The organism is Streptomyces sp. NPDC085937, from assembly GCF_044540535.1.
In the GTDB taxonomy this organism is placed as follows: Bacteria; Actinomycetota; Actinomycetes; order Streptomycetales; family Streptomycetaceae; genus Streptomyces.
This window is the reverse complement of record NZ_JBITSH010000023.1, coordinates 40396-66122: the sequence shown is the minus strand read 5'-3', so window position 1 is coordinate 66122 and position 25727 is coordinate 40396. Positions and strand designations below refer to the sequence as shown.

The following is a 25727-nucleotide window of genomic DNA, read 5'->3' as shown; positions in this document are numbered from 1 at the left end:
CCGCGAATCGGCCGCATGCGGCCGTCGGGGTCGGCGACGGCGGACACGTGCAGCACCGCCCGACGGTCCGCAGGAGGGCACCGCGGACGACGTCGCGGGCGACGCGGGCGGTTGCCGTGCCGACAGCCTCCGGGTCGCAGCCGGCCACCTGCAGACGCCCCTTGTCCGACGTCGACTCGTACGCCGGCTGCTTCTCCGGAGACACGGCACGGACGACGTCTGCGGAAGCCTCACGCGACAGCAGGAGCTGAGGTCAGGCGGTGGTGACGATGGTGCCCGCGTCCTCGAGTGCCGCCACCTCGTCGGCGGGTGCGGTGTCGTCGGTGACGAGGGTGTGCAGGAGGGTCGAGGGGCCGACGTAGGCGAAGGCGGTGTGGCCCACCTTGCTGCCGTCCGACGCGACCAGGGTGCGGCGGGCGGAGGCGATGCCCGCCTTCTTCACCGCGGCGTCGTCGAGGTCGTAGGCGGTCAGACCGTCGGCCGCGCTCAGACCGCAGCAGCCGATGACGGCGGTGTCGAAACGCAGTGCGGCCAAGGAGGCGAGAGTGAGGGGGCCGGTGAGGGCTCCTTCGGCGGCGCGAGGCTGACCGCCGGGCAGCACCAGAGTGGCCGGACCGGGCGTCGCCCCGAACAGGTGGATGGCCTGGAGGGACAGCGGCATCACGGTCACGGGCCGCTCACGCAGGAGCCGGGCGACCTCCAGACACGTCGTGCCGCTGTCCAGCAGGACGCTCTCGCCGTCGGCGATGAGGGCGGAGACCTTGGCGGCGATCCGGCGCTTGCTGTCGACCGCGTCGTGGGCGCGCAGGGCGAACGGGGGCTCCTCGCCCCTGAGCAGCAGGCTCCGTGCCCCGCCTCGGACGCGTTCGAGGACGCCCTGGGCGGCCAGGGTGTCGAGGTCGCGCCGGATGGTCATCTCCGAGGCTCCGGTCAGCTCCGCGAGCTGCTGGACCGTGGCACCACCGGAGTCCCTGACGACCTTCGTGATCAACCCGTGCCGGTCTGCGTTGCTCATGCCGGAATTGAACACCACTCGGGAACGAACACTCAAGATGTTCGTTAACTGATCTACCGAACATGCGCCGTGTTCGTTACGGTGAGCGGTATGGAACGCTCGCTTCTCGGCGCCCGTGTGGCGACGTATGTCTATTTCGTGTTGTGCGGCACCCTGATGGGCGCCTGGGTGGTGCACATCCCGGCCGTCGAGGAGCGGGTCGGCATCAGCCACGCGACGCTGGGCGGCCTGCTCGTCCTGCTCGGGCTCGGCGCCTTCGCCGGGATGCAGGTGGCCGGTCCTCTGACCGACCGCCTCGGCGCGCGCGTCGTGGTCCCGGCCACCGCCGTGCTGTGCGGCGCGTCCCTCGTGCTGCCGGGCCTCGCCCACGATCCGTGGACCCTGGCGGGTTCTCTGCTGCTCTTCGGCGCCTGCAACGGCGGCCTGGACGTGAGCCTGAACGCCCACGCCGTGCACGTGGAGAAGGCGTACGGCCGGCCCGTCATGTCGGGCTTCCACGCCACGTTCTCCGTCGGCGGAGTCGTCGCCGCGCTCGTCGCGGCGGGGGCGACGAGCGCCGGCGTGAGCCCGGTCGCCACCATGGCCGCGATCGGAGCCGTGAGCATCGTGATCGCCCTGGTCTCGGTACGCGCCCTGATGCCCGCCGCCCCCGCGACGACCGAGAAGACCAGCTCCGAAGAGGAGACGCACGTGTCACCGGCCGTCGAAGGACGCAGCGCCGGACGACGCGTCTGGCTCCTCGCCGTCCTGGCGCTGATGGTCATGCTGTGCGAGGGCGCGGCCAACGACTGGAGCGCGCTGCACCTGCGGGACGTCCTCGGCGCGTCCACCAGCACCGCCGCCTTCGCCTACGGCACCTTCGCGGCGGCCATGACCATCGGCCGTCTGCTTGCCGATCGTGTCGTCACCCGGTTCGGATCCATGGCGGTCCTGCGCCACGGCGCGATCACGGCCGCCGTCGGCATCACGCTCGTGGCCCTCGGGCCGTGGATGTGGACCGCGTTCGCCGGCTGGGCGCTGTTCGGTCTGGGCCTGTCCGGCACTGTCCCGCAGCTGTTCAGCGCGGCCGGGCACGCCGACCCCGCGGCAGCCGGTGCGAACGTCTCCCGCGTCGCCGGACTCGGCTACGTCGGCATGCTCGCCGGCCCCGCCGTCATCGGCTGGCTGACCCACGTCGTCGCCCTCAACCACACCTTCATCCTGCTGACCCTGCTGTGCGTGACCACCGCCGTGGGCGCCGGGGTCCTGCGCACGACATCCGACGCCGTGCCACGGAACGAGACGGCAGGCGTCGGCCACTGACCGCTTGTGCGGCACGGCCTGACCCCGTGCCGCACAAGCCCCTGCCGCAGTCAACTGATCGTGAAGGACGCCGCCGTGTTCCCGCCGGTCACCACGACCAGGGCCTCGGCACTCAGCGCGGGTGGTGCAGGTCGCGCCAGACGCGGGGCGACATCCCGTACGCGCGCTTGAACACCTTGCTGAAGTGGGTCGCGTCCACGAAGCCCCACCGCCGGCCCGTCGCGGCGATGGTCCGCGACCGGCCGTGCGGACCGGCCAGTTCGCGTCTGCACTCGGCCAGGCGCCGTGCGCGGACATGGTCGCCGAGGCTGATGCCCGACCGGGAGAGCACGGCGTAGAGGTGTCGTACGGAGATGCCGTGCGCGGCGGCGATCCGCGCCGCCGACAGATCGCGCTCCGCCAGGTGCTCGCGGATGTACCGGGTGATCCGCAGGCTCAGTGTCGCCTCCATCGGCTCCCGGGCCAGGCCCGTCTCACCCCGCTGGGAGGTCAGGACGGCACGAAGGAGTTCGACGCTCGGTCCGACGACGGCCTCGGCGTGCGCGCCCTGGTGCAGCGCGTCGTCCGTCGCGAGCCGGGAGAAGTAGTCGAAGGCGATGCGAGCGACGGGGTTGCCGGGGCCCAGGGCCAGCGCGCCGGTGTCCCGCAGCAGCCGGTCGGGCAGCGCGAGCGCCGAGCGGGGGAACCGCAGGAAGTGGTGGTCCACCCCCTCCTCGAAGAGCAGCGTGTACGGTGCGACCGACTCGTAGACGGCGAACTCGCCCTCCCTCAGCACGCATTCGCGGCCCCTCTGCGCCACCAGGCTGGTGCCCGAGACCTGGAGACCGAGGAAGACAGCCGGTTCCTCGTCGTCCCGCCGGGCTTGCGGAGCCGTACGGCGGATGGTCACCGCGGTCGCCCGCGCCGAGCAGATCCGCAGCGGGCCGACGGTACCCAGTCCGATGCGCACGGACATGTCCTCGGCCGGCGGCCCGTGGTCGATGTCGACCGCCACCACGGATTCCCACACCGCGTGCCGGACCACTTCCTCCCGGTCACGCGGCGGCACGAAGGCCGTGTCCAGAACAGGGCTCATGCCGCTGACCCCCGCCCGCTCCGGTGACGCGCCCGCACCGGCACCGTCGCGGTCCTTGCTCCCATCCGTCCCCCTCGCACCCACGGCTCGCGAAACCGCACGCACAGATCACCCTGCCCGCAGCGGTACCGATGTGCCCGGCCGTGCACGACCGACAAGCTTCCCTGCACGAACAACACAGCCCGCCGCCCCCGGCGAACCTAAGGTCCATGGCCGGACCAGTCGCTGAGACGACGTCACCGAACAGAAAGGTTGCACCGTGCGACGAGAAATGACCACACGTCATGCCCGGTTCGGCGTGTTGGGGGCGGTGGCACTCCTCTCCGCCGTCGGCATGACGGCCAGCCCGATGATGACCGCGCCGGCCCACGCCGCCTACGGCCCCTGCAACACGACCTCGTGGCGCGATGTGCCGACGCTCGGCGCCGGCAACGACTACAGGATCCCCGCCCGCTCGGGCAACGGCCTCAACTGCTACCTGGGTTACCTCGTCGGCGCCGAGTCGGCGGTGGAGGCACTGCAACAGGCCATCACCATCTGCTACCCCGGCACCTGGGCCTCCCAGCGCATCCACAACTCCGGTGGCATCGACGGCGACTACGGCACCGGCACGGTCGAGGCCGTCAGATGGCTCCAGAAGAACCGGCTCGGGCTCTCCGCCGAGGCCGACGGCGTCTACGGTCCTCAGACCCGCAAGAAGATGAAGTGGCCCCACTACTACGACCGGGGCGCCCTCCTGAACCAGTGCACCAACCCGTCGACACTCTGACCGCGACGGGCTGAACGCCGTCCGCCGACACGCGGCGCGCCCGGCGCACGGGCGCGCCGCACCCATGTCCGGAACACGACGACGCCGACGGTACGAGCCCGCCTCGTGCCGACCTGGCGCGCGGAACCAGGCGCCGGGCGGGGACGTCGCCCAAGGAAAGGCCGTCGGCCGCTCCGACCGGGAAGGCGTCGTGCTGGACGACCCGCGCCCGGGAACCGGCCGGAGTGAACCCAGAGCCGACCGGAGCCTGGCGAAGCGCTACGGGGCCGGGTGCGCCGGCCGGAGGACCTCGTCCATGGACGTCTCCCGCCGCCGCGCGAGGAGTTCGTGGAAGGCGAACGCGCCGTGGGGGTAGGCACTCGGGCTGTCCCGACGACCGCGTCCTTCCGTCCAGGACGTGGGTGAAGTTGACGCTGGGGGCGCTCTGTGTGCCGCCCAGTCGCAGCAGGTTGGGGAACCCGTTGCAGGTGAAGCCGTTCAGGGTGCGTGGCCCTTGCGCGGCCCACACGTCCTGCAGGCGCGTGCCGCCCCGGCCATCCGGCGCACGTCAGCCCTCGCACCGGTGCCGGCCGGATGGACAGCCGGCCGGCGCACCGGCCACTTTTGCCGCCGCCCGCGTCAGGCCAGCAACAGCGGCATGTCCCAGTCGGCCGGTGTGCCGTCCACCGCGTACGAGTCCAGGGCTAGCGCCGCGCCCGCCGCACCGTCCAGGTAGCCGGAGACGTCGGAACCGAACGGCACCTTCGTCATCGTGAACCTCAGTCCGAACGGCAGCGCCGGATCGAAGGCGGAGACGAGTCCGGCGGCGATGTCGTCCCGCAGGGCGCCGATCCGCGGGTCCTGCCACTCCTCGTTGAGCCGGCCGAGCTGGTGCAGGGCCCCGGCCCAGCCGTGGCACAGGGCATGGTCGTCGACACCCCAGTCCGGCCGGGGGAGGACGAGCAGCCGTTCCACCGAGGCGCGGGCGAGGTCCGAGAGATCCGTCCGGCCGAGGGCGCGCCCAGCCAGTTGCAGGGCACGGGACACACCGGGCGCCCCGTAGCACCAGCCCGGCCACTTGGCCGTTCCGTCGAAGGCGGCAGGCCCCCGCCGCCACTCGGCGAAGGAGAGGTAACCGGGCCAGAAGAGGCCGTGCCGGTCCGGCACCGCCCACGTCCGCAGCACGTCGGCCGTCGCCTCCATCGCCTCCCGCTGTCCCGCCACCCGCACACCCTGCTCCCACGCCAGGGCCATCAACGCGAGCGGCCCCGCCACGCCGTGCGACAGACCCAGGTTGAGGTGACCGCCGGGGAACGCCGCCTCCGAACCGATCCGGGGCGCGTCCAGAGCCCACCAGCGCGGCACCCGCGCCCCCTGATGCTCCACGGTGCCGAGCGACAGGCGCACAAGGTAGCCGAGCACCGCCCGCAGCGGCTCCTCACAGGTCTCCGCCCGCGCCAGCAGATAGCGGCCCACGCCGGTCAGACCACGGACCACCTCGTACCGCCCGATGGTGGGCAGCGGCCGGTCCTCGACGGGCGGCAGGACGGTCCGTACGAGATCACGCTGGTAGGCGTCGAACCGCTGCACCGCGGAGACGTACCCGCCGGTGGTGCGGTGGGCGACCAGCACGGCGAACGCCAGCGCCCCGGGCCCCTTGAAGATGCCGCTCGCGGCGACGGACCCACCGGACACCGCGCGGGTGCCCGCCGTGAGATACGCGTGGGCGCGCGGCACCTGCCGCGCCGCGTCGCGGGCGGTCCCCGCGAAGGCGAGCGCCAGCCCGGGACTGCCGCTGCCCAGCGTCAGCTCCGCCCAGACCGGCTCGGCGCGCCCGTCGTCAGCGGCCTCGGCGGGGATGCGCGTGGCCGCGATCGTGGCGGCGGGGTCGGCGAGCCGGTCCAGGATCTCGCCGGACACGGCGCCGGCACGCTCTCGGAGACTTCTCGTCGTCATACCGACCGGGCGTACCCGGGTTCCGCCGCCGGAGGTCACGTCTGCCCCGCTCATCGTGCGCTTCCGCCTCCGCTGCCGTGTCGCCGTCGCCCGAGATGACTCCGCACCGCACCCCGCAGCACCGCGTACCCGCGCGCCTCCGCCGACCGGTCGATACCGAACTGACGGTTGTGCCGCATGTGCAGCAGCGACAGCAGGGCCTCGTCGCGGTCGGCCTCCGGGGCCGACAGGATCAGCTGCCCGTACGCGCGCGGCTCGGGCCCCTCGGACCACAGCGCACCCAGCGCGGGTGCCGCCAGTGCTTGCGCGGCGGACGCCACCATGCTGCCCGGCCGGATCAGCCGGTCGGCGAGGGCCCGGTGCCGCTGGTAGACCTCGTGCTCCCCGGTCTTGGTGAACATCCGGTCGACCCAGCCGCACCAGTCCCAGTCCCCGAGGGACTCGAGAAGCACCGCGTGCCCGAGCCCGGCCCGCACGTCGGCGGGGAGCGCCCGCGCGGCGCCCCGTCCGGCACGCACCTGCACGATCGCGGACAGACTGTCCGTGCGGAAGAGACGCTCGGCGGCCTCCTGAAGGGCCTCGCCTCCGTACCGGTCGCTCTCGGGCCGGTAGGTGTCGAGGGACATCGACCGCAGCGCGCCGCTCTCCACGAGCACCCGCGACGCACGGCTGAGCGCGGGCAGCACCCGGCCGTTCAGCGCCCCGGGTTCGCCGTGGAAGCGCAGACGCAGATGCGGTTCCGGATCCTGGTACCGGACGAAGAACCAGCGGTCGACGTCGTCCTCGACCTCGGTGAGCACCGCGGGAAGATGATCGGCGAGCAAGGCGGCGTGGGCCGGCGGCTCCGCGTACCACTTGACGAACAGCCAGTCCTCACCCGGCAGATGGAACCGGGAGGGAGCGGCCCGGACCGGCGGTTCGGTGTGGGCTCGCTCGTCACCGGCCGCCGCCGAACGCCGGCCGGACGGCCGCGCCCCCGCGAGGGGCACCACGATCTCCGTGCTGTGTCCGCCGTTCCAGCCGAGCCCCACCCCGTCGGCCGTCAAGTCCTCGTGGAGCACGAACCGCGGGTGCGGTGCCGTCAGTTCCGCGCGCAGCAGGTCCCGGTCCCACCGGTCGCGCAGGTCGACGGGGTACATCTGGTCGTTGCGCGCGATCTGCAGCCGGTCCGGTACGGCGAGCCGCCGGCGCCAGGCGTCGAGGCCCTCTTCCCACACCCCGGTGTCCTTGGCCCGCGCGGCGTCGCGCAGCCGGCGTCCCGGCAGCCACCGCTTGGGCATGGCCACCACCCGGCCGTACCGGACGCGCGGCAGATACGGCAGGGCGTCGTGCCCCGCCCAGTCCCAGCCCGACCACACCCGCGGTCGCGCCGTCGCGAGATCCATCAGGAACCGCGCCACGGGCGGGGCCTGCGTGTCCAGGGCCAGCATGTGCGGCAGCACCGGACGGACCGGGCGGCCGCTTTCGGGGTGCAGCAGCCGCAGGCCGTCGGAGCCGGCGGCGACGAGCAGCGAGCGCCAGTCCAGACAGCGGGGGTCGTCGCGGTCGTCGGGCACACCGACGGGGATGCGGTACGGCAGCAGCCGGGGCACCTGGACGATGTTGAGGCCGCGCGGCTCACGGGGCAGCAACTCGACCTGCGCGGCGATCACTTCACCGTCCGAGGCGCCGGACGTCTCGGTGGCCAGCCGGGACAGTTCACCGGTGAGGCCCGTAGCCTCCGCGAACCGTCCCGCGGTGGCGCCGGCCGCCCAGGCACCGATGTGCGGGCTGCCGAGCAGCCGGAAGTCGCCGCGGTCCAGAGCGGCCGTGCTGTCGGCGAGCACCTGGAAGCAGAGTTCGAGGCCGCGTGGCGGCGCGGCCTCGGGATCGTACCGGGCGACGTCGGCGAGTCGCCGTACGACGTCGTCGGTCAGCACCAGGTCACCGCCGGACAGGACGGCCTCCTGGATCAGCTCCCCGACGAGCGCCCGCCGGGGACCGTCCGCCTCGTCACCGGGACCGGTGCGCGCGTACGTGGGCTCCGAGCCGTACTCCGGTGGCAGACCGAGACCCCGGTGCGGGTCCGCCAGCTCACCCAGCGGAACGGCGCAGGCGGTGCCGTACCGCTCGATGAAACGGTCACGGTAGTCCCGCATGTACGACAGCGTGGTCCACTCCGGAGTGATCGCCCAGATCGCGCCCGCGTACCGGCACACCTCCTGGCCGACCGTCTCCGGAACGACGAACTCGCCGGGGACGCGCAGGTCCACGTGTACGGGCGGCCTGCCCTGCGTGTCGCCGTCCGCGCCGGGAACGTCCAGACGCCGCACCGTGTCCAGCAGCCGGTGCCAGGAGTCGCCCCCCAGCCCGGGGGCGTCCTGTTGATGCCGCGCACAAGCGGCCCGGATCTCCCGCAGCGCACGGGCGTCGTCGGGCAGCGCTCCGTCGAGAACGGCCTCGATGCCGTCGAGCAGCGCGGTGTCGATACGGTGCGGGGTGATCGAGGTGAGCAGGAAGCCGTGCCGCACGAGCTCCGCCAGCTGACGGTCGAGCCGCTCGACGTCCAGCGAGGGGAAGCGCTCGGTCAGCGAGGTGAGCAGACCGGCGTACGGCACCAACGTCCGGGCCTGCTCGCGCACGGCGCCGACCAGCGCGTTGTCCCGCACCGACTGCTCCTGCCCGCCGGTCCGCAGATGCAGCCGCCCGTCCCGCAGGAAGCACAGGTCGTTGAGGACGACGTCCACGCGCCGCCGTACCGAGGGCTCGGCGAGCCAGGCCAGCACCCGGCGCCGCATCCACGCCCCGTCGAGCCGGACCGCGACCTCACCGGTACCCGGCTCCGCCTTGGCCGCAGACCCGAACCGGGCCCTGCCGACACCCGCGAACAGTCCGAACGGCGTCGGACGCGCCGCGGCGCGACGGGCGTACCGCGTCAGGGTCCGCGCGGCGCTCACGGTCCGCTTGCGGCCCAGTGCGGCCACGCCCTCGTCGGTCGTCAGACGGTCCAGACTGTGGGCCGGCGAGCCGCTCGCCACCCGGACCGCCTGGCCGAGCAGGGGATCGGAGGCGAGCCGCCGTGCCCCGGGCACCGGATCGGCGGCGTCGACGCCCGCCAGGACGGTGCCGCGCGGCCGGCTCGCCATACGGACGAGCACGGGCTCCCGTACCTCGAATGCTGCAAACGCCCGGTGGGCTTCGGACTCCGCCGCCACGTGTGTGCTCCTCGCCGCCGTCGTACGGAAGAGCGGGGCGGTACCGGCACCGCCCCGCTCGGAAGAGCCCCCAAGGGGCCTCAGCCCGTCAGCAGCACACGGGGCAGCGCGTGCCGATCGCGTAGCTGCTCGGCGAGGTGTAGGTGCCCTGCCCGAACGACTCGGCCTGCTCCGGCAGATCGGAGACACGCAGATCCAGGTCGAGGTCGAGCTCGGGGGCGTCCTGGGACAGAACGATTTCGGTACGCATGCTTCTCCCTTGGGTGGTGGGACTGCACGGACTCGAACGTTCCGGGCCGCGGTCGAGGCCCGGACATGCGTATCCTTCGTGGCCGCCGCTGATAGGTGGTAGATGAAATCAAGCCATTGATCACGGCACCGGTGGACCCACGCCGCCCGCTCAAGAGGGTGTGCCGTTCACGCGCCGCTGCTGAACGGGGTGTCGTGGCCCGCCGGGTGGCGATCAGGGCGTGGCCGTCTCCGCCCTCCAGAGAGGGCTGGCGTAGTAGTGGTTGTCGAACCGCTCGGAACTGTTCTTGACACGCGTGCCGCCGCCCGGCAACGCGTCGCCGTGGACCCGCTCGCCGTATTCCGGCACCCGGCCGCCACCACGCCCGCACACGACGGCTTGGCCGTCGGCCACGCCGCACCCCCGACCACCGTCTCGAAGCAGCACTCGACGCCCTGTGCGGCATCCTCCCTCCTCCGCGGTGACGGGACTGACGGCAAGGGCCGCTCGGGCACCAGGGGTCCGACGGCTGGGTGCTGCCTGATCGAGTGGTCGAAAACGCGGGTCCGAGGTGGCGCCACTCGGCCCGCCACCAGCCCTGACCGACGTGCCAGTCCCTCACCCAGTGGAGGAAATCGCCCGCAGGCTGATCGGACAGGGAGCTGGCATGCGGGGCAGCAACATCCGTCTCTGAGCCACCACACTTGACCGCGTTGTGGCCCGGTCACCACCAGCGTCCAGTCGCACCGACTGCCCAGCACGGCGAGGGCGCGGAATATTAGTCGGTTATTAGTCGTCCCGGGCGCCTTGACCGTCCTTCCGGGCGGGGGCACTGTTGCTCACTAATCCGCATTAGCGCACCCGGGGTATCGCCCGACACCCCGCTAATACGCATTAGTTACGACCCGTCCGGAGGTGTGAGCATGGCTGAGAAGGTGCCGCCACGGCGTCGTGGCCGGCCCCGTCAGGCTGAGGTGGCCCGGCTCGCCGGCGTGTCCCAGACGACGGTGTCGCTGGTGCTCGGCGGGAACAAGCAGGGCATCGCCCTGCACGAGGACACCCGCGCCCGGGTGTTGGCCGCCGCGCGGGAACTGGGCTACGTGCCCGACCCCGCGGCCCGGCGGCTCGCGGCCGCCCGCAACAACCTGCTGGGCGTGTTCAGCTTCACCGCGACCTTCCCGACCGCGGTGGAACACTCCTACTACCCGTTCCTGGTCGGTGTGGAGCAGGAGGCCGCCGCCCAGGGGTACGACCTGGTGCTGTTCACCGGCTCCAGCTCCGGGGGCGCCCAGGCGCACGAGCCGGGAGCGCTGGACCGGGTGCGGCTCGCGGACGGATGCCTCTTCCTCGGCCGGCACGTCCCCGACGACCAGTTGGGCAAGCTCGTCGCCGACGGCTACCCGGCGGTGCACATCGGCCGCCGTGACGAGCCGCGGGACCTCGCCTGGGTCGGCGCCGACTACGTCGCCGCGTCCGCCCAAGTCGTCCGGCATCTCACCGAACTCGGGCACACCCGCGTCCTGCTCGTCCGCGAGGACGACGACGCCCTGGCGTCCACCGACCGTGAGCGAGGCTTCCGCGCCGGGCTCGCCCGGTACGGCCACCAGGATCGTGCCGACGACCCGGCCGTCGTGGTGCGCACCTCGCACCCCGAGGCCGACATCACACCCGAGTGGGTGCGCACGCGGCTGCACGAGGGCGTCACCGCCTTCGTCGCCGAGGAGACGGACAGCGGAGCGGTCTGGCGAGCACTGCAGGCCGCCGTCACCGGGGCCGGTCTCGACGTGCCCGGTGACCTGTCCCTCGCCCTGCTCGGGTCCCCGCCCGCCGATCTGGCCACCGCCCGGTCACCGACAGGCTTCGACGTGCCCCGTGCCGACCTGGGTGCCGCAGCGGTCCGCCTGCTCATCGCCCAGATGTCCCGACAGGATCACGACGAGCCCTTGGTGCCCTGTGCCTTCCGGCCCGGACCCACCACCGGCCCGCCACCCGCCCGCGCACCCCGATAGAACGCGGAGGCCGGTAGGCGACGGCCCCCCGGATCACCGACGGCCCCCCGGATCACCGAGCGGCCCCTCCGCCCGACACACCCGCCGACATCGCCCCCTCACCCACTGACACCCCGCTGCCACGCCGACGACGGACCTTCCCCACCCCGACGAAACCGTCGCCACGCCACCGGCGGACCACCGCTGCCCACGTCACCCCCCGGCCCGTTCCACCGCCCTCGGATCACGCCCGCCCCACGGCGTCCCACCGCACGCCGTTCACCCCGCGAGGAGCCAGCACCGTATGCCCATCCCCACCGGAACCCCCACCGACACCGACGTCCTCGTCACCGGCGGCGGCACGGGCGGCGTCGCCGCCGCGCTGGCCGCCTGCCGCGCCGGACGCTCCGTCGTCCTCACCGAGGAGACCGACTGGATCGGCGGACAGCTCACCGCGCAGGCCGTCCCGCCCGACGAGCACCCGTGGGTCGAGCAGTTCGGTGTCACGGCCGCCTACCGGGCGCTGCGCGAGGGGATCCGCGCGCACTACCGGCAGTGGTACCCGCTACGCGCCGAGGCCCGGGACCTGCCCCAGCTCAACCCCGGCGCCGGCCGGGTCAGCAAGCTCTGCCACGAACCGCGGGTGGCCCTCACCGTCCTGGAGTCGATGCTCGCCCCGCACATCGCGGCCGGCCGGCTCACCGTGCTGACCCACACCCGGCCGGTCGCCGCAGACACGGACGGCGACGTCCTGCGCGCCGTCACCGTGGAGGACGTCCGCGACGGAGCCCGGCACACCGTCGCCGCCCCCTACGTCCTGGACGCGACGGAGACCGGCGAACTGCTCGAACTCGCCGGTGTGGAGCACGCCGTGGGCGCCGAAGCCCGCTCCGAGTACGACGAGCCGCACGCCCCGGACACCGCCGACCCGCTCAACCAGCAGGGCATCACCGTCTGTTTCGCCCTCTCCCACCACGAGGGCGAGGACCACACCGTCGACCGCCCGGCCGACTACGGCTTCTGGCGTTCCTACCGGCCCGACTTCTGGCCGGGCCCGCTCCTCGGCTTCCTCGCCCCGGACCCCCGCTCCCTCGCCCCGGTGCCGCGCACCTTCGTACCCAACCCGGACGTGGACCCCCTGCGCGTGGACGCCGACCAGAGCGCCGACGCCGGTGACAAGGAACTGTGGGGGTTCCGCCGCATCCTGGCCCGCGCCCTGCACCGCCCAGGCGCCTTCGACTCCGACATCACGCTCGTCAACTGGCCGCTGAACGACTACTGGCTCAAGCCGCTGATCGGCGCCGGCGAGGAGACGTCACGCGCTGCCGTGGCGGAAGCCCGGCAGCTCTCCCTGTCCGTCCTGTACTGGCTCCAGACCGAGGCGCCCAGGACCGACGGAGGCACCGGCTTCCCCGGCCTGCGGCTGCGTCCCGACGTGACCGGCACCGCCGACGGTCTCGCCAAGGCGCCCTACGTCCGTGAGTCACGCCGTATCAAGGCCGTCACCACCGTCACCGAGCACGATGTCGCCATCGACCTCGTCGGCCCCTACGGGGGCACACGCCACCGTGACTCCGTGGGCGTCGGCGGCTACCGCATCGACCTGCACCCCTCCACCGGCGGCGACAACTACATCGACATCGGTTCGGTGCCGTTCGAGATCCCCCTCGGCGCCCTGCTGCCCCGCCGCATGCGCAACCTGCTGCCCGCCGGCAAGAACATCGGCACCACCCACGTCACCAACGGCTGCTACCGCCTCCACCCGGTCGAATGGAACATCGGCGAGGTCGCCGGCGCGCTCGCCGCGCACTGCCTGGAGGAGGGCGTCCGCCCGCACCAGGTCCAGGAGGAGGACAAGCGGCTGGAGGAGTTCGCCCGCGTGCTGGACCGGGCCGGCGTGCAGCGCCACTGGCCCGACGTGCGCGGCTACTGAGCCCCGCACCGGCCCACCGCACCGATCCGCACCGTCGTCGCCGTGCGCACGAACACAAGGAGGTGTTTCCCCATGGCCCCGACCCCCACCCCGACCCCGGCCCCCGCCCCGAGCCCCAATCCGCACCGCATCCGCGTCGGCATCGACGTCGGAGGAACCTTCACCGACGCCGTGGCCGTCGACTCCGCCACCCTGGACCTGGTGGCCCAGGTGAAGGTTCCCACCACCCACCACCACGAGGACGGCGTCGCCCACGGCATCGTCGAGGCACTCGACCGGCTGCTGAAGGACGTCGGCCGCACCCCCGAGGACGTCGCGTTCCTCGCCCACGGCACGACCCAGGCGACCAACGCGCTCCTGGAGGGCGACGTCGCACCCGTCGGCCTCATCGGGATCGGCTCCGGTCCCGGCGCCCTGCCCACCCGGCGGCTCGCCGGGCTAGCCTCCCTCGAACTCACTCCGGGCAAGTCGCTCCCGCTGCACTACGTCCACGTCGCCGACCCCGACAACACCGCGGCCGTCCGCACGGCCGTCGACACGGTCATCGCCGCGGGGGCCGAAGTGCTCGTCGCCACCGAGCCGTTCGGTGTCGACGACCCGGACGGCGAACGCGCCGTGCGGGACGTGGCACGCGAGCGGGGACTGCCGGTGACCGCCGCGCACGAGATCACCTCCCTCTACGGGCTGCGCAAGCGTACCCGCACCGCCGTGGTCAACGCGGCCATCCTGCCGAGGATGCTCGCCACCGCCGACCTGGTGGACCGCGGCATCACCGCCGCCGGGGTGACGGCGCCGCTGATGGTGATGCGCTGCGACGGAGGCGTGATGTCGCTGGACGAGATGCGCCGGCGCCCCCTCCTCACCGTGCTGTCGGGCCCCGCGGCCGGGGTCGCCGGCGCGCTGATGCGGGCACGGGTCAGCGACGGCGTCTTCCTGGAGACCGGAGGCACCTCGACGGACATCAGCGTCGTCCGCCGCGGCAAGGTCGCCGTACGGCACGCCACGATCCTCGGCAGACCGTCGTACCTGTCCGCGCTCGACGTGCGCACCGTCGGCGTCGGAGGCGGCTCCATGGCCCGCGTCACGGACGGCCGCCTGCACGCCGTCGGGCCGCGCAGCGCCCACATCGCCGGCCTGCCGTACGCCTGCTTCGCCACCCTGGACGACCTGGCCGGCGCCACCCTGGCCACCGTGTCCCCCCTCGACGGCGACCCGGACGACTACGTGGTCGTCGAGGCGGCCGGCGGGCGCTTCGCCCTCACCCTGACCTGCGCGGCCAACGCCCTGGGCCGGGTCCCCGCCGGCGACTTCGCCGCCTGCGACCCCGAGGTCGCCCGCGCCGCCCTCCAGCCGCTCGCCGACGCCCTCGGTACCGACGTCGACGGAGCCGCCGCCCGGTTCCTCGACGCAGGCGTACGGCAGGTTCGGCAGGTCACCGAGACGATGATGGGCGACTACGGACTCGACCGGGACACCGCCGTACTGGTCGGCGGGGGAGGCGGCGCCGCCTCGGTCACCCCGCACCTGGCCGCCGACACCGGCCTGCCCGGCCGCATCGCCCGGCACAACGAGGTCATCAGCCCCATCGGGGTGGCCCTCGCCCTCGTCCGCGAGCAGGTCGAGCGGATCGTCCCCGGCGCGACCCAGGAGCAGATCCTCGGCGTGCGGGCCGAGGCCGAGGCCGCCGTCGTCGCCCAGGGTGCCGATCCCGCCGCCGTGGAGGTGGAGGTCACCGTCGACCCGCAGACCAACACCGTGCGGGCCGTCGCCACCGGAGCCACCGAACTGCGCACCCAGGACCTGGCCCACCGCGCCGACGACACCGAACGGCTCGAACGGGCCGCCGCCAGCCTGCGCACCGCCCCGGCCGCCGTCGAGGTGCTCGCCACCACGCCCGCGCACACCGTGTACGGCACCGTCCGGCGCCGCCGCTTCCGCAAGGCCCTACACCCGGTGCGGGTGCTGGACGCCGACGGCGTGGTGCGGCTGCACGCGGCCGACGCCACGGTCGCCTCGACCACCGTCGGCGAGGCTCCGGAACTTCTCGCGGGCCTGGTGCGGGACACCACCTCCTACGGCGACGGGGGAGTGCGGGCCCCCGCGCTGCGGCTGTTGTTCGGCTCCCGCATCGCCGACCTCTCCGGCGTCCTGGAGGCGGGCCCGCTGCTGGCCCTCGCCCGCAGCGAACTGCGGTCCCGCGCCGCCGACGAGCCGGTCGTCGCGGTCCTGGAGGTCCGCACATGAGCGCTCGCGCACCCCAGGTACCGGCCCCGGCCGGCTCCCCGCTCGACACCCTGACCCCACCCCGCCGAGAGGAACTGCGCGCCGCCTGCGCGCACCTCGCGACCCTCGACGACACGGAGTTCGGCGTACGCCTGCTCGCCAACACCCCGGGACACGAGACACGCGACGAGACACTGCTGCGCGCATGGGCGCGGACGGCGGCCGAGTTCGGCACCGAGCTGTCCGCCGGCACACCGGACGACACCGGTCCCGGCGCCCCGCGGACGCGCGTCGTCGAGACCACCGGCGGCACGGACCGGCTGCTCCTCGCCCGGTACCGCTCCCGGCCCGTACCCACCGTCGAACTGTTCACCGACACCCTCGCCCTCGGCGAGCACCTGGTGGACCTCCTCGGCTGGCAGGACCTGTACCCCGCCGGCTCCCTGCGTGCCGCGGCCCTCGCCCACGAGCGGGCCCACCTCCTGCTGCACGAGGACACCGTCGCGCGCCGGGCACTGCGCGACCGGCTCGGACACACCGCCCTGCGGATCGGCCCGCTGCGCGTCCCCGGGCACGTCGCCGGAGCCGGCGAACTCGTGGCGCACGCCTACGCGGGCGCCGTCTGCGGCCTGCGCCGCACCCCGCTCCTGCTCACCGCCGCGCTGATGGGCGCGGTCCAGGCCCTCCGAGAGGACTGAGGCCCGCCATGGGAATAGTCATCCTGCTGCTCATGCTCGCCGGTGTCGCGCTCATGCTGGCCCGCGTGCTCCCCACCGCCTTCGCGCTGGTCCTCCTCGGCGTCGCCATCGCGGTCGCCGCCGGGGCGCCGCTCACCGGGGAGAACAGCATCCTCGACACGGTCCTCCAGGAAGGTGCCCCGGCCCTCGCCGCGACCATGCTGGCCGTGCTGATCGGTTCCTGGCTCGGGAAGCTGATGGAGGAGACCGGCATCGCGGGCACCCTGGTCCGCAAGATCGTCGAGTTCGGCGGTGACCGACCCACCGTCGTCGCCCTGGGTGTCCTCACGGTCTCCGCCCTCGTCGGCACCGTCACCGGCTCCGCGCCCGCGGCGATGATGGCGGGCATCATCGGCATCCCCGCGATGATCGCGGTGGGCGTCCCGAAGACCACCGCCGCCGGCACGATCCTCATGGGCATCGCCGCCGGCATGCCCTTCGAGCTGCCCGTCTGGCAGTTCTTCTCCACCGCGCTGGAACTGCCCGTCGACACGGTGAAGGGCTTCATGCTCAAGCTGTTCCCGTTCGCGGCCTTCTTCGCGGTGCTGTTCGTGCTCGTGGAGTCCCGCCGCAAGGGCGTCGAACACGCCTGGTCGCTTGCGTCGGCCGCCGAGCGCTCCGGCGGCGGAAGCCCGCGCGAGCGGCGGCGGGGCCGCGCCCGCCGGATGGGCGACGCCCCCTGGTACGCGCTGCTCGCCCCCCTCGTTCCGCTGGTCCTGGCGCTCGGCTTCGACGTGGCCGTCATCCCGTCGATGCTGGCCGGTGTGCTGTGGGCCCTGCTGACCACGACCCGGCCCGGACAGCTCAACAAGCGGCTCCTGCGTACCCTTTACGGCGGCTTCGAGATCGCCGCCCCGCCCATCGCGCTCTTCGTCGCGATCGGCGTCCTGCTCGCCGCGGTGAAGCTCCCCGGCGCCGTCGAGGCCCTGAACCCGCTCGTCGAAGCCGTCGCGCCGGGCAACCCCGTCGTCTTCGTCCTGGTGTTCACGCTGCTGGTGCCGCTGTGCCTGTACCGCGGGCCGCTCAACGTGTACGGCCTCGGCGCGGGGATCGCCGGCGTCCTCATCGCCGCCGGCATCTACCCGGCCGTGGCCGTGCTCGGCCTGACCGCCTCCTACAACCAGGTGTTCGGCGTCAGCGACCCGACGAGCACCCAGACCGTGTGGGCGGCGCAGTACTCCGGCGTCGGACCCCAGCAGGTGATGCTGCGCACCCTGCCCTACGTGTGGTGCGTCGCCCTCGGCGGTCTGGTCGTCACCGCCGCCACCCAGCTCTGAGCCGCACGCGATCCGCCCTGTCCCGCGTCGCCCGTCCGAAGGAGCCGTGAGCCATGACGTTCGACCGCCGTACCTTCCTGCGCACCGCCACCGCCGGCGGCGCCCTGTTCGCCCTCGGCGCGCAGGGCGCCGGCCCGGCGACCGCCGCCCCCGGCGGCTTCCCCGACTACCGTCACGTCCGCACCCTGCTCACCCCCGGACAGCTCTCCTACAACCCCACCGGTGAGATCATCTTCCCGTGCGTGCGCGGGGTCTACGACAAGCTGAGCGCGCCGCTCGGCCGGTACTACCTGTACTACGCCCCGCACGACGCGCCGGGCGGCATCTGCCTCGCCCACGGCGACTCGCTGGAAGGCCCGTTCACGGAGTACCCGGGCAACCCGATCGTGCGCAACGACTGGTCCCCGCACTACAAGGTCAGTCACGTCTCCTCACCGCACGTGCTGTGGAACGCCGACGCCCGTGAGCTGTGGCTGTACTTCCACGGCGAGAACACCACCACCCGCCTCGCCCGGTCCAAGGACGGCGTGCACTTCACCTACGACAGGACCGTCCTCAGCACGTCGATGATGCCGGCGGGCACCACCGAGACCTCCTACGCCCGGGTCTTCCGGCACGACCTGCCCGCCCGTGGCGCCCGCTACGTGATGCTGTTCATGTGGAACACCACCGCCGACCACCGGGACATCGGCTGGGGCTGGTCACCGGACGGCCGCACCTGGGAGTTCTCCGAGCGGCCCCTGATCGACCACGCCGCGGTCGGCGCGGTGAACGTCGGCGGTCCGCACCTGCTCACCCGCGGCGGCAGCGCGTACGTCGTCTACAACACCGACAAGGGCAGCGGCGGCGACATCCTGATCACCGAGGTGGGCAACGACTTCTCCCGCCGCGCCCACCTCGGCGTGTTCTACGCCTCGGGCGGCGCGGCGCCGGAGAACGGACGTGCGGCCTCACCCTCGTTCGGTACGGACGGCGGCGTGCCCTACATGGTGTACGAGGCGGGGGAGCGGCTGTCGGGCGCCATCGCCCTGGCCCGCGGCACGGCGCTTTGACCCGGCCGACGGTCCGTATGCGCAGGTCCTGTCCGGCCCTCGCCCGCACCGCCGTGGGTGGGCCAGCAAGGCAGATGCCGCCCCGCACGACGCGCTACCTTCTGGCCGTCGCGGCCGTTGGTGAGGATGACGGTCGGACGGCAGTGGTCGGACGGCTCCGGCCGGAAGAACCACACCGGCAGGGCGGTGTCGCCGTATGGAACCTGCGCGCGCACCGGTTCCGGGTCGCACAGGTCGCAGAACCGCTCCCAGGCCCGCCGGCCCGCCCGGTACAGGTCCTCCTCGCTGCCCGGGTCGTCCGAGCCGGGGACGAAGAACAGGGACTGGCCGTAGTACTGGGCGGCGCAGTGCGCGGGAGCGCCTGGTGGCGTCGTCGGGCCTGCTGCCCGGGGGCGGGCCCATGAGACGGTCGCCGAGCTCGCGGAACGTCCGGACGTACGTCTGCGAGGAGAGGCCGGCCCGGTTGATGGCGCTCACGGCGGTGAGGACCTCGCCCACCTCGGTGCTGCCGGAACCGGCTCCGCCGAGCGCCAGGAGCCCGTTGAAGTTGAAGGCGGGGTCGTCGAAGAGGGTCATGGCCCCGGGGGTCGGGGTGCCGTCGGGGACAGTGGGCCGGGGGGTGCCGCCACGGCCGGGCGCGGCCACGGGTCTCGCCCCTCCGGGGCGGCGCAACCGGCCAGGACGGCCGCCCCGGCCCCGCCTATCAGGCCGGTCAGGGCGGCGCGGCGGCTGGGCGCGGACGCGCGGTCGGTCGATGCGTTCGTCATGTCTGTGAACGTAAGCGGGGTGTGGGGGGCCCTCCACCGGCCGGATCGGCCGTTGCTCCGATCGGCGGATCGGGCGGACCACGGCCCTGGGCGCTTACGGCGACGGCGGGAGAGGCGCCGTTCCGCGGTGTCGTGCGCGTCGCATGTCCACTCGTGTGCCGCGCATCGGCGTTCCCTCCTCGGCCAGCAGCCGGGGCGCCTGGCCCTGGTGGCACGTCGCGGGCGTACCGTCGGCGTGGACCACGCGCCACCAGGGCACGCCTTCGTCGAGCAGGCCCATCGCCCGCCCCACCTGCCGAGGGCCCGTTCCGATCAGTTCCGCGATGTCGCCGTAGGAAGCGACGCTTCCTGACGGGATGGCCGCCACTGCCTCGCGGACCTCCGCGACGATCTCCGTACTCATCTCACGCACCTCAGGGCGCAGGGTAGGTGATGCGGCCGTCGTGGACGACCGCGTTCTCGTTCAGGGACGCCGGTTTCGCCACCGTGGCCGACATGATGTGGACGACGTCCGTACCGGCGACGATCAGCGCGTCAGTGATCAGTCTGCGGTGGCAGCGCCACGGCACCGCCTCACTGCACATGATCACCGGCCGCCCGTGCGCGGCGAGCCCGAGCAGCTCACCCAGCCCCTTCTCGAACTCCGTGCTCGTCATGTGATCGGCATAGTCGCGGAACGCCTTCACCCGCCACGCCGTGTTGACGCTCTCGACGCCCTTGGGGGTGTGCCGCCTGCCGCCCAGCTCCCGGATCCACCGGTACCGGATGGCCGTGGGGAGAGCGTCGACGATCGCGTCCTGATTCCACTGCGGGAACGTGCGCGATGCCGGAAAGGAACGGACATCCACCAGGTGGGTGATCTCATGTTCCCGCAGCATCGACAGGACCTCGTCGAAGGTACGGGTCGAGTGCCCGATGGTGTACACGCGGTTCGCCATCACATCTCCGTGTCTCGCCGCCGGCATCAGCTCCCCTCCAGTGTGCGTCCCTGCTGCGACGCAAGGTGATCCCACGATCTCTCCGTATCGGTTCCGGCTGCTGTGAGGCGCCTCACCTGCACCTTGGCCCGCTACTCACGGGTAGGGGCAGGCGGCGTATGCGGTGCGTCAAGAAGCGACGCGATGCCGTCAGGGAGCCGTCAACGCATGCCCCGATTCCGCCACAGAGGCGCTTTCCTCTCCTTGTCCGTTCCGTTCGACCGACTTCAGGAGTGCGCGATGGCCGATCTGGCCTTCGTGGTCACCACGCTCGCGGGTTTCGCGCTGGTGGCCTTCATCGCCAAGGGGGTGACGAAGCTGTGACCGCCGAAAACGTCGTCGGCCTGGTCGTGGCCGTCGCCCTGCTGGGCTGTCTCGTCCTCGCTCTGCTCTTCCCGGAGAGGTTCTGAGCCACAGCATGGGTCCCGTAACCGCCGGCGTGCTCCAACTGCTCGCCGTAACAGGCGCGCTGGCGCTCGTCCACATCCCCCTCGGCACCTATATGGCCAGGGTCTACTCCTCGAAGACGCACCTACGCGTCGAGAGATGGATCTACAAGGGCATCGGTGCCGACCCGGACACAGAGATGCGCTGGCCCGCGTATCTGCGTGGTGTCCTCGTCTTCTCCCTGGCCGGCGTTCTCTTCCTCTACGCCCTTCAGCGGCTCCAGGGTGTGCTGCCCGGCTCGCTCGGATTCGCCTCGATCGATCCGGACCAGGCGTTCAACACGGCCGTGTCGTTCGTGACGAACACGAACTGGCAGTCCTACTACGGCGAGCAGGCCATGGGCCACGTCGTGCAGACCGCCGGTCTGGCCGTGCAGAACTTCGTCTCCGCGGCCGTCGGCATGGCCGTCGCGGTGGCACTGGTGCGAGGCTTCGCGCGCTCCCGCTCCGGTGAGCTGGGCAACTTCTGGGCCGACCTGGTGCGTGGCGTCGTGCGCGTCCTGCTGCCGCTGGCGTTCGTCGCCGCGATCGTGCTGGTCGCCTGTGGCGTCATCCAGAACTTCTCCGGCATCCATGAGGTCGGCCAGTTCATGGGCGGCTCGCAGGAGTGGAACGGAGGTGCGGTCGCCTCGCAGGAGGCGATCAAAGAACTCGGCACCAACGGCGGCGGCTACTTCAACGCCAACTCCGCCCACCCCTTCGAGAACCCCACCCCGTTCTCCAACCTGTTCGAGATCTTCCTGATCCTCGTCATCCCGTTCTCCCTGACCCGCACCTTCGGCGTCATGGTGGGCTCGGTGAAGCAGGGATACGCGATCCTCGCCGCGATGGGCACGATCTGGCTGGGCTTCGTCTCCCTGATGATGTGGGCCGAGTTCTCCGGTCACGGCCCGGCCTTCGAGCTGGCGAACGGGGCGATGGAGGGCAAGGAGCTCCGGTTCGGGATCGGCGGATCCTCCCTTTTCGCGGTGTCGACCACGCTCACGTCCACCGGCGCGGTGGACTCCTTCCACTCCTCCTTCACCGGCCTGGGGGGTGGCATCACCCTGCTCGGCATGATGCTGGGCGAGATCGCACCCGGCGGTGTGGGCTCCGGCCTCTACGGCATGCTGATCCTGGCGGTCATCGCGGTGTTCATCGCCGGCCTGATGGTCGGCCGCACCCCCGAGTACCTGGGCAAGAAGATCGGTACCCGCGAGATCAAGCAGGCGGCCCTGTACATCCTGGTCACTCCGGCGCTCGTGCTGGTCCTCACCGCCGCGGCGATGGCTCTGCCCACTCCCGGCGACTCGATGACCAACAGCGGGGCGCACGGATTCTCCGAGATCCTGTACGCATACACATCGGCCTCGAACAACAACGGCTCGGCCTTCGCCGGCCTGAACGCGGACACCCAGTGGTTCAACACCACGCTCGGCATCGCGATGCTGCTGGGCCGCTTCCTGCCGATGGTCTTCGTCCTCGCGCTGGCCGGCTCGCTGGCCCGGCAAACTCCGGTGCCCGTCACCGCGGGCACGCTGCGCACGGAGAAGCCCCTGTTCGCCGGGCTGCTGGTGGGCGCCGTCCTGATCATCACCGGCCTCACCTACTTCCCCGCCCTCGCACTGGGTCCGCTCGCCGAAGGGCTGGCGTGATGACCGTCCGCAGGCAGAAATCAGAGGACTCCATGTCCACTCCCGCTGTGGCGCCCCACCATGGTGCGCCGACGAGCCAGAAGGCCCGTGAACGCCGCACCGGCGCAGGTCTGTTCGACCCGGGGCAGCTGCTGAGGTCGCTGCCGGACGCGTTCCGCAAGCTCGACCCGCGGGTGATGGTCAAGTCGCCCGTGATGTTCGTGGTCCTCGTCGGATCGGTCCTGACGACGGTGTTCTCCTTCACGGACCCGGGCGACTGGTTCGGCTGGGCGATCAGCGCCTGGCTGTGGCTGACCGTGATCTTCGCGAATCTTGCGGAGGCGGTCGCCGAGGGCCGCGGCAAGGCACAGGCCGACACCTTGCGCAGGGCCAGGACCGACACCGTGGCGCGTCGCCTGGGCGAAGACGGGGGGTCCGAGGAGCGCGTGCCCGGTACCCGGCTGGCGATCGGCGACCTGGTCGTCTGCGAGACCGGCGACGTGATACCCGGCGACGGCGACGTCGTGGAGGGGGTCGCGAGCGTGGACGAGTCGGCGATCACCGGTGAGTCGGCGCCCGTCATCCGCGAGTCCGGCGGTGACCGCAGCGCTGTCACCGGAGGCACGAAGGTGCTGTCCGACCGGATCGTCGTCAGGATCACGACGAAGCCGGGGGAGACCTTCATCGACCGGATGATCAACCTGGTGGAGGGGGCGGCCCGGCAGAAGACGCCCAACGAGATCGCGCTCAACATCCTGCTCGCGTCCCTGTCGATCGCCTTCCTGCTGGCGGTGGCGACCCTGCCGCCGTTCGCCGACTACGCGGGCTCAGCACTGAGCATGGTCGTGCTGGTGGCTCTGCTGGTCTGCCTGATCCCGACCACGATCGGAGCCCTGCTCTCCGCGATCGGCATCGCGGGCATGGACCGTCTGGTCCAGCGCAACGTACTGGCGATGTCGGGCCGTGCGGTCGAGGCCGCCGGTGACGTCTCCACGCTGCTGCTCGACAAGACCGGCACCATCACCCTCGGCAACCGGCAGGCGTCCGAGTTCGTGCCGGTGCGCGGAACGACCGAGGCCGAGGTCGCCGAGGCCGCGCACCTGTCGTCGCTGGCCGACGAGACGCCTGAGGGCCGCTCGGTCGTCGCGCTCGCCAAGGAGAGGCACGGGCTGCGCGAGCGGCGCGAGGGCGAGTTGCTGGACGCCCGGTGGATCGAGTTCAGCGCCCAGACCCGCATGTCGGGTGTGGACCTCGACGGCCGCAGCATCCGCAAGGGCGCGGCCGGCGCGGTCATCTCCTGGGTCGAGGAACGCGGCGGCCAGGTCACCGAGGACGCCGCCGCTGTCGCCGTCCGTATCTCGGAGGCCGGCGGCACCCCGCTGATGGTCGCTGCCGAGGACACCGACGGGGTCCGGGTCCTGGGCGTCATCCACCTCAAGGACGTCGTCAAGCACGGCATGCGGGAGCGGTTCGACGAGCTGCGCCGCATGGGCATCAAGACCGTCATGATCACCGGCGACAACCCGCTGACGGCCAAGGCGATCGCCGAGGAGGCGGGTGTCGACGACGTCCTCGCGGAGGCGACCCCCGAGGACAAGATGGCGCTGATCAAGCGGGAGCAGGCCGGCGGCAAACTGGTCGCGATGACCGGTGACGGCACGAACGACGCTCCGGCCCTCGCCCAGGCGGACGTCGGCGTCGCGATGAACACCGGTACGTCGGCCGCCAAGGAGGCCGGCAACATGGTCGACCTCGACTCCGACCCGACCAAACTCATCGAGATCGTCGAGATCGGCAAGCAGCTGCTGATCACGCGCGGCGCGCTGACGACGTTCTCCGTCGCCAACGACGTCGCGAAGTACTTCGCGATCATCCCGGCGCTGTTCGCGGCCGTCCACCCGGGCCTGGACAAGCTCAACATCATGCGTCTGTCCTCGCCGGACTCCGCGATCCTGTCCGCGGTGATCTTCAACGCGCTGATCATCCTCGCGCTGGTCCCGCTGGCCCTCAAGGGCGTGAGGTACCGGCCGGGCAGTGCCGACACCTTGCTGCGCCGCAACCTCGCCGTCTATGGCCTTGGCGGCCTGATCGCGCCGTTCGTCGGCATCAAGATCATTGACCTGCTCATCTCCCTCATCCCCGGGATCGGCTGATCGCCATGACCAACTCCCTCACGAACACCGCCCGGTTGCTCGGGGCGGGCCTGCGGGCCCTGCTCGTGCTGACCCTGGTGACCGGTGTCGTCTACCCGCTGGTGATCACCGGCATCGCGCAAGGGCTGTTCAACGGCAAGGCGAACGGCTCGGAAATCAAGGCGGACGGCAGGGTCGTCGGATCGTCCCTCGTCGGACAGCCCTACACCCTGCCGCTGGACAAGGGTGAGGAGACCCCGGCGCCCGACCTCAAGTGGTTCCAGGGCCGTCCGCAGAACGGCCTGGGCACCAACAGCGTGAACACCCAGTACGAGCTCGTCCTGTCCGGCGCCACCAACCGGTCCGGCGACAACGAAGAGCTCATCCAATGGGTGAAGGACGCCAAGGCCGCGGTCGTCAAGGTCAACTCCACCGCCGGCCACACGGTGCAGCCGTCCGAGGTGCCCGCCGACGCCGTCACCTCCTCCGGCTCCGGACTGGATCCGCACATCTCCCCGCAGTACGCGGACCTCCAGGTCCACAGGATCGCCGAGAGGAACGGCCTGCCCGTCGCCGACGTCCGGTCGCTCGTCGACGAGCACACCGAGGGCCGCACGCTCGGCTTCATGGGCGAGCCCCGCGTGAACGTCCTGGAGCTCAACCTCGCCCTCAAGGAACTCCTCGCCAAGAGCTGACGGCTCACCGGAGCCGACGGCGCGGGACACCTCTGTCCCGCCGGCTCCGACAGTGCCGTGCGCGCCGGCCCTCCCGCCGGCGCGCACGGCTCGACGTACGACAGGAGAGATCACCTCCATGACCAGGATGCTCGTGGTGGAGGACGACCCGCAGCTCCCGACGCGAGCCCTGGTGATCAACTTGCGGGCGCGTCACCACGGCGTGGACGCCGTACCCGACGGGGGCCGGGGCGTCGCACAGCATGACAAGACCAACCACCTGCGCGTCCACACGGCCCAGTTGCGTCGCAGACTGGAGAAGAACCCCTCCCACCCCCATCTGATCACCGAGCGCGGCATGGGCTGTCGCTTCGAAGCCTGACCGAGGG

The 25727-nt window shown here is 72.2% G+C and carries 20 protein-coding genes and 3 pseudogenes; 14 read left to right on the top strand and 9 right to left on the bottom strand.

The window, feature by feature from the left end; translation table 11 throughout:
- Window positions 1-253: 253 nt before the first annotated feature.
- Complete coding sequence (locus ACIF8S_RS31930) at window positions 254-1015, bottom strand: DeoR/GlpR family DNA-binding transcription regulator (protein ID WP_400003863.1); 762 nt, start codon at window positions 1013-1015, stop codon at window positions 254-256.
- 90 nt (window positions 1016-1105) lie between these two features.
- Between ACIF8S_RS31930 and ACIF8S_RS31925 the strand changes: the two genes are divergently transcribed.
- Entirely contained in the window at window positions 1106-2317 is a 1212-nt protein-coding gene (locus ACIF8S_RS31925; protein ID WP_400003861.1) for an MFS transporter, read from the top strand.
- A 112-nt stretch (window positions 2318-2429) separates the two neighbouring features.
- Here the strand turns inward: ACIF8S_RS31925 and ACIF8S_RS31920 are convergent, their stop codons facing one another.
- Complete coding sequence (locus ACIF8S_RS31920; protein WP_400003859.1) at window positions 2430-3392, bottom strand: helix-turn-helix domain-containing protein; 963 nt, start codon at window positions 3390-3392, stop codon at window positions 2430-2432.
- A gap of 271 nt (window positions 3393-3663) precedes the next feature.
- Between ACIF8S_RS31920 and ACIF8S_RS31915 the strand changes: the two genes are divergently transcribed.
- Window positions 3664-4161 (top strand): peptidoglycan-binding domain-containing protein, encoded by a 498-nt coding sequence (locus ACIF8S_RS31915; protein ID WP_400003857.1) that lies wholly within the window; start codon window positions 3664-3666, stop codon window positions 4159-4161.
- Window positions 4162-4419: 258 nt separating this feature from the next.
- On the opposite strand, the pseudogene ACIF8S_RS31910 reads toward ACIF8S_RS31915, so the two are convergent.
- The 5 genes and pseudogenes from ACIF8S_RS31910 to ACIF8S_RS31890 all read right to left on the bottom strand — a co-directional run.
- Window positions 4420-4696: pseudogene (locus ACIF8S_RS31910) on the bottom strand (hypothetical protein); the annotation flags it as partial.
- A gap of 83 nt (window positions 4697-4779) precedes the next feature.
- Entirely contained in the window at window positions 4780-6096 is a 1317-nt protein-coding gene (locus ACIF8S_RS31905) for a lanthionine synthetase C family protein (RefSeq protein ID WP_400003855.1), read from the bottom strand.
- A 50-nt stretch (window positions 6097-6146) separates the two neighbouring features.
- Window positions 6147-9290, bottom strand: a complete 3144-nt coding sequence (locus ACIF8S_RS31900; RefSeq protein WP_400003854.1) for a lantibiotic dehydratase — start codon at window positions 9288-9290, stop codon at window positions 6147-6149.
- Between the two features lie 88 nt (window positions 9291-9378).
- On the bottom strand, window positions 9379-9540 hold the full coding sequence (gene lanA, locus ACIF8S_RS31895) for an SCO0268 family class II lanthipeptide (protein WP_058915350.1): 162 nt from the start codon (window positions 9538-9540) through the stop codon (window positions 9379-9381).
- A 213-nt stretch (window positions 9541-9753) separates the two neighbouring features.
- Window positions 9754-9933 carry a hypothetical protein gene (locus ACIF8S_RS31890; RefSeq protein WP_400003852.1) on the bottom strand — a complete coding sequence of 60 codons (180 nt, stop codon included), beginning with the start codon at window positions 9931-9933 and terminating at the stop codon, window positions 9754-9756.
- 509 nt (window positions 9934-10442) lie between these two features.
- On the opposite strand from ACIF8S_RS31890, the gene ACIF8S_RS31885 reads away from it, so the two are divergent.
- The 6 genes from ACIF8S_RS31885 to ACIF8S_RS31860 all read left to right on the top strand — a co-directional run bounded on the left by ACIF8S_RS31885 (window position 10443) and on the right by ACIF8S_RS31860 (window position 18729).
- Window positions 10443-11528 (top strand): LacI family DNA-binding transcriptional regulator, encoded by a 1086-nt coding sequence (locus ACIF8S_RS31885; protein ID WP_400003850.1) that lies wholly within the window; start codon window positions 10443-10445, stop codon window positions 11526-11528.
- A 283-nt stretch (window positions 11529-11811) separates the two neighbouring features.
- Window positions 11812-13440: an FAD-dependent oxidoreductase gene (locus ACIF8S_RS31880; RefSeq protein ID WP_400003848.1), complete on the top strand. Its 1629-nt coding sequence runs from the start codon at window positions 11812-11814 to the stop codon at window positions 13438-13440.
- 72 nt (window positions 13441-13512) lie between these two features.
- Complete coding sequence (locus ACIF8S_RS31875) at window positions 13513-15684, top strand: hydantoinase/oxoprolinase family protein (protein ID WP_400003846.1); 2172 nt, start codon at window positions 13513-13515, stop codon at window positions 15682-15684.
- Window positions 15681-16361 (top strand): hypothetical protein, encoded by a 681-nt coding sequence (locus ACIF8S_RS31870; protein ID WP_400003845.1) that lies wholly within the window; start codon window positions 15681-15683, stop codon window positions 16359-16361. Before ACIF8S_RS31875 ends, ACIF8S_RS31870 begins: the two co-directional genes overlap by 4 nt.
- A gap of 8 nt (window positions 16362-16369) precedes the next feature.
- Window positions 16370-17677, top strand: a complete 1308-nt coding sequence (locus tag ACIF8S_RS31865) for a TRAP transporter large permease subunit (RefSeq protein ID WP_400003843.1) — start codon at window positions 16370-16372, stop codon at window positions 17675-17677.
- Between the two features lie 53 nt (window positions 17678-17730).
- Window positions 17731-18729: a hypothetical protein gene (locus ACIF8S_RS31860; protein WP_400003841.1), complete on the top strand. Its 999-nt coding sequence runs from the start codon at window positions 17731-17733 to the stop codon at window positions 18727-18729.
- Between the two features lie 861 nt (window positions 18730-19590).
- Here ACIF8S_RS31860 and ACIF8S_RS31855 read toward each other — a convergent pair.
- Both ACIF8S_RS31855 and ACIF8S_RS31850 read right to left on the bottom strand, forming a co-directional pair.
- A complete protein-coding gene (locus ACIF8S_RS31855) occupies window positions 19591-19899 on the bottom strand; it encodes an MGMT family protein (protein WP_400003839.1) in 309 nt (102 codons plus the stop codon).
- 10 nt (window positions 19900-19909) lie between these two features.
- Window positions 19910-20434, bottom strand: a complete 525-nt coding sequence (locus tag ACIF8S_RS31850) for a DUF488 family protein (RefSeq protein WP_400003837.1) — start codon at window positions 20432-20434, stop codon at window positions 19910-19912.
- Window positions 20435-20793: 359 nt separating this feature from the next.
- On the opposite strand from ACIF8S_RS31850, the gene kdpF reads away from it, so the two are divergent.
- The 6 genes and pseudogenes from kdpF to ACIF8S_RS31820 all read left to right on the top strand — a co-directional run.
- Window positions 20794-20883, top strand: coding sequence for a K(+)-transporting ATPase subunit F (gene kdpF / locus ACIF8S_RS31845; protein ID WP_360342127.1), 90 nt, complete (start codon window positions 20794-20796; stop codon window positions 20881-20883).
- Between the two features lie 8 nt (window positions 20884-20891).
- Window positions 20892-22553 (top strand): potassium-transporting ATPase subunit KdpA, encoded by a 1662-nt coding sequence (gene kdpA / locus ACIF8S_RS31840; protein WP_400003835.1) that lies wholly within the window; start codon window positions 20892-20894, stop codon window positions 22551-22553.
- 32 nt (window positions 22554-22585) lie between these two features.
- Window positions 22586-24685 (top strand): potassium-transporting ATPase subunit KdpB, encoded by a 2100-nt coding sequence (gene kdpB / locus ACIF8S_RS31835; protein ID WP_400003833.1) that lies wholly within the window; start codon window positions 22586-22588, stop codon window positions 24683-24685.
- Between the two features lie 5 nt (window positions 24686-24690).
- The gene (locus ACIF8S_RS31830; protein WP_400003831.1) at window positions 24691-25359 is read left to right on the top strand and encodes a potassium-transporting ATPase subunit C; all 669 of its coding nucleotides are present in this window, start codon (window positions 24691-24693) and stop codon (window positions 25357-25359) included.
- A gap of 118 nt (window positions 25360-25477) precedes the next feature.
- A pseudogene (locus ACIF8S_RS31825) lies at window positions 25478-25582 on the top strand (DNA-binding response regulator); the annotation flags it as partial.
- Between the two features lie 6 nt (window positions 25583-25588).
- Window positions 25589-25720: pseudogene (locus ACIF8S_RS31820) on the top strand (DNA-binding response regulator); the annotation flags it as partial.
- Window positions 25721-25727 lie beyond the last annotated feature (7 nt).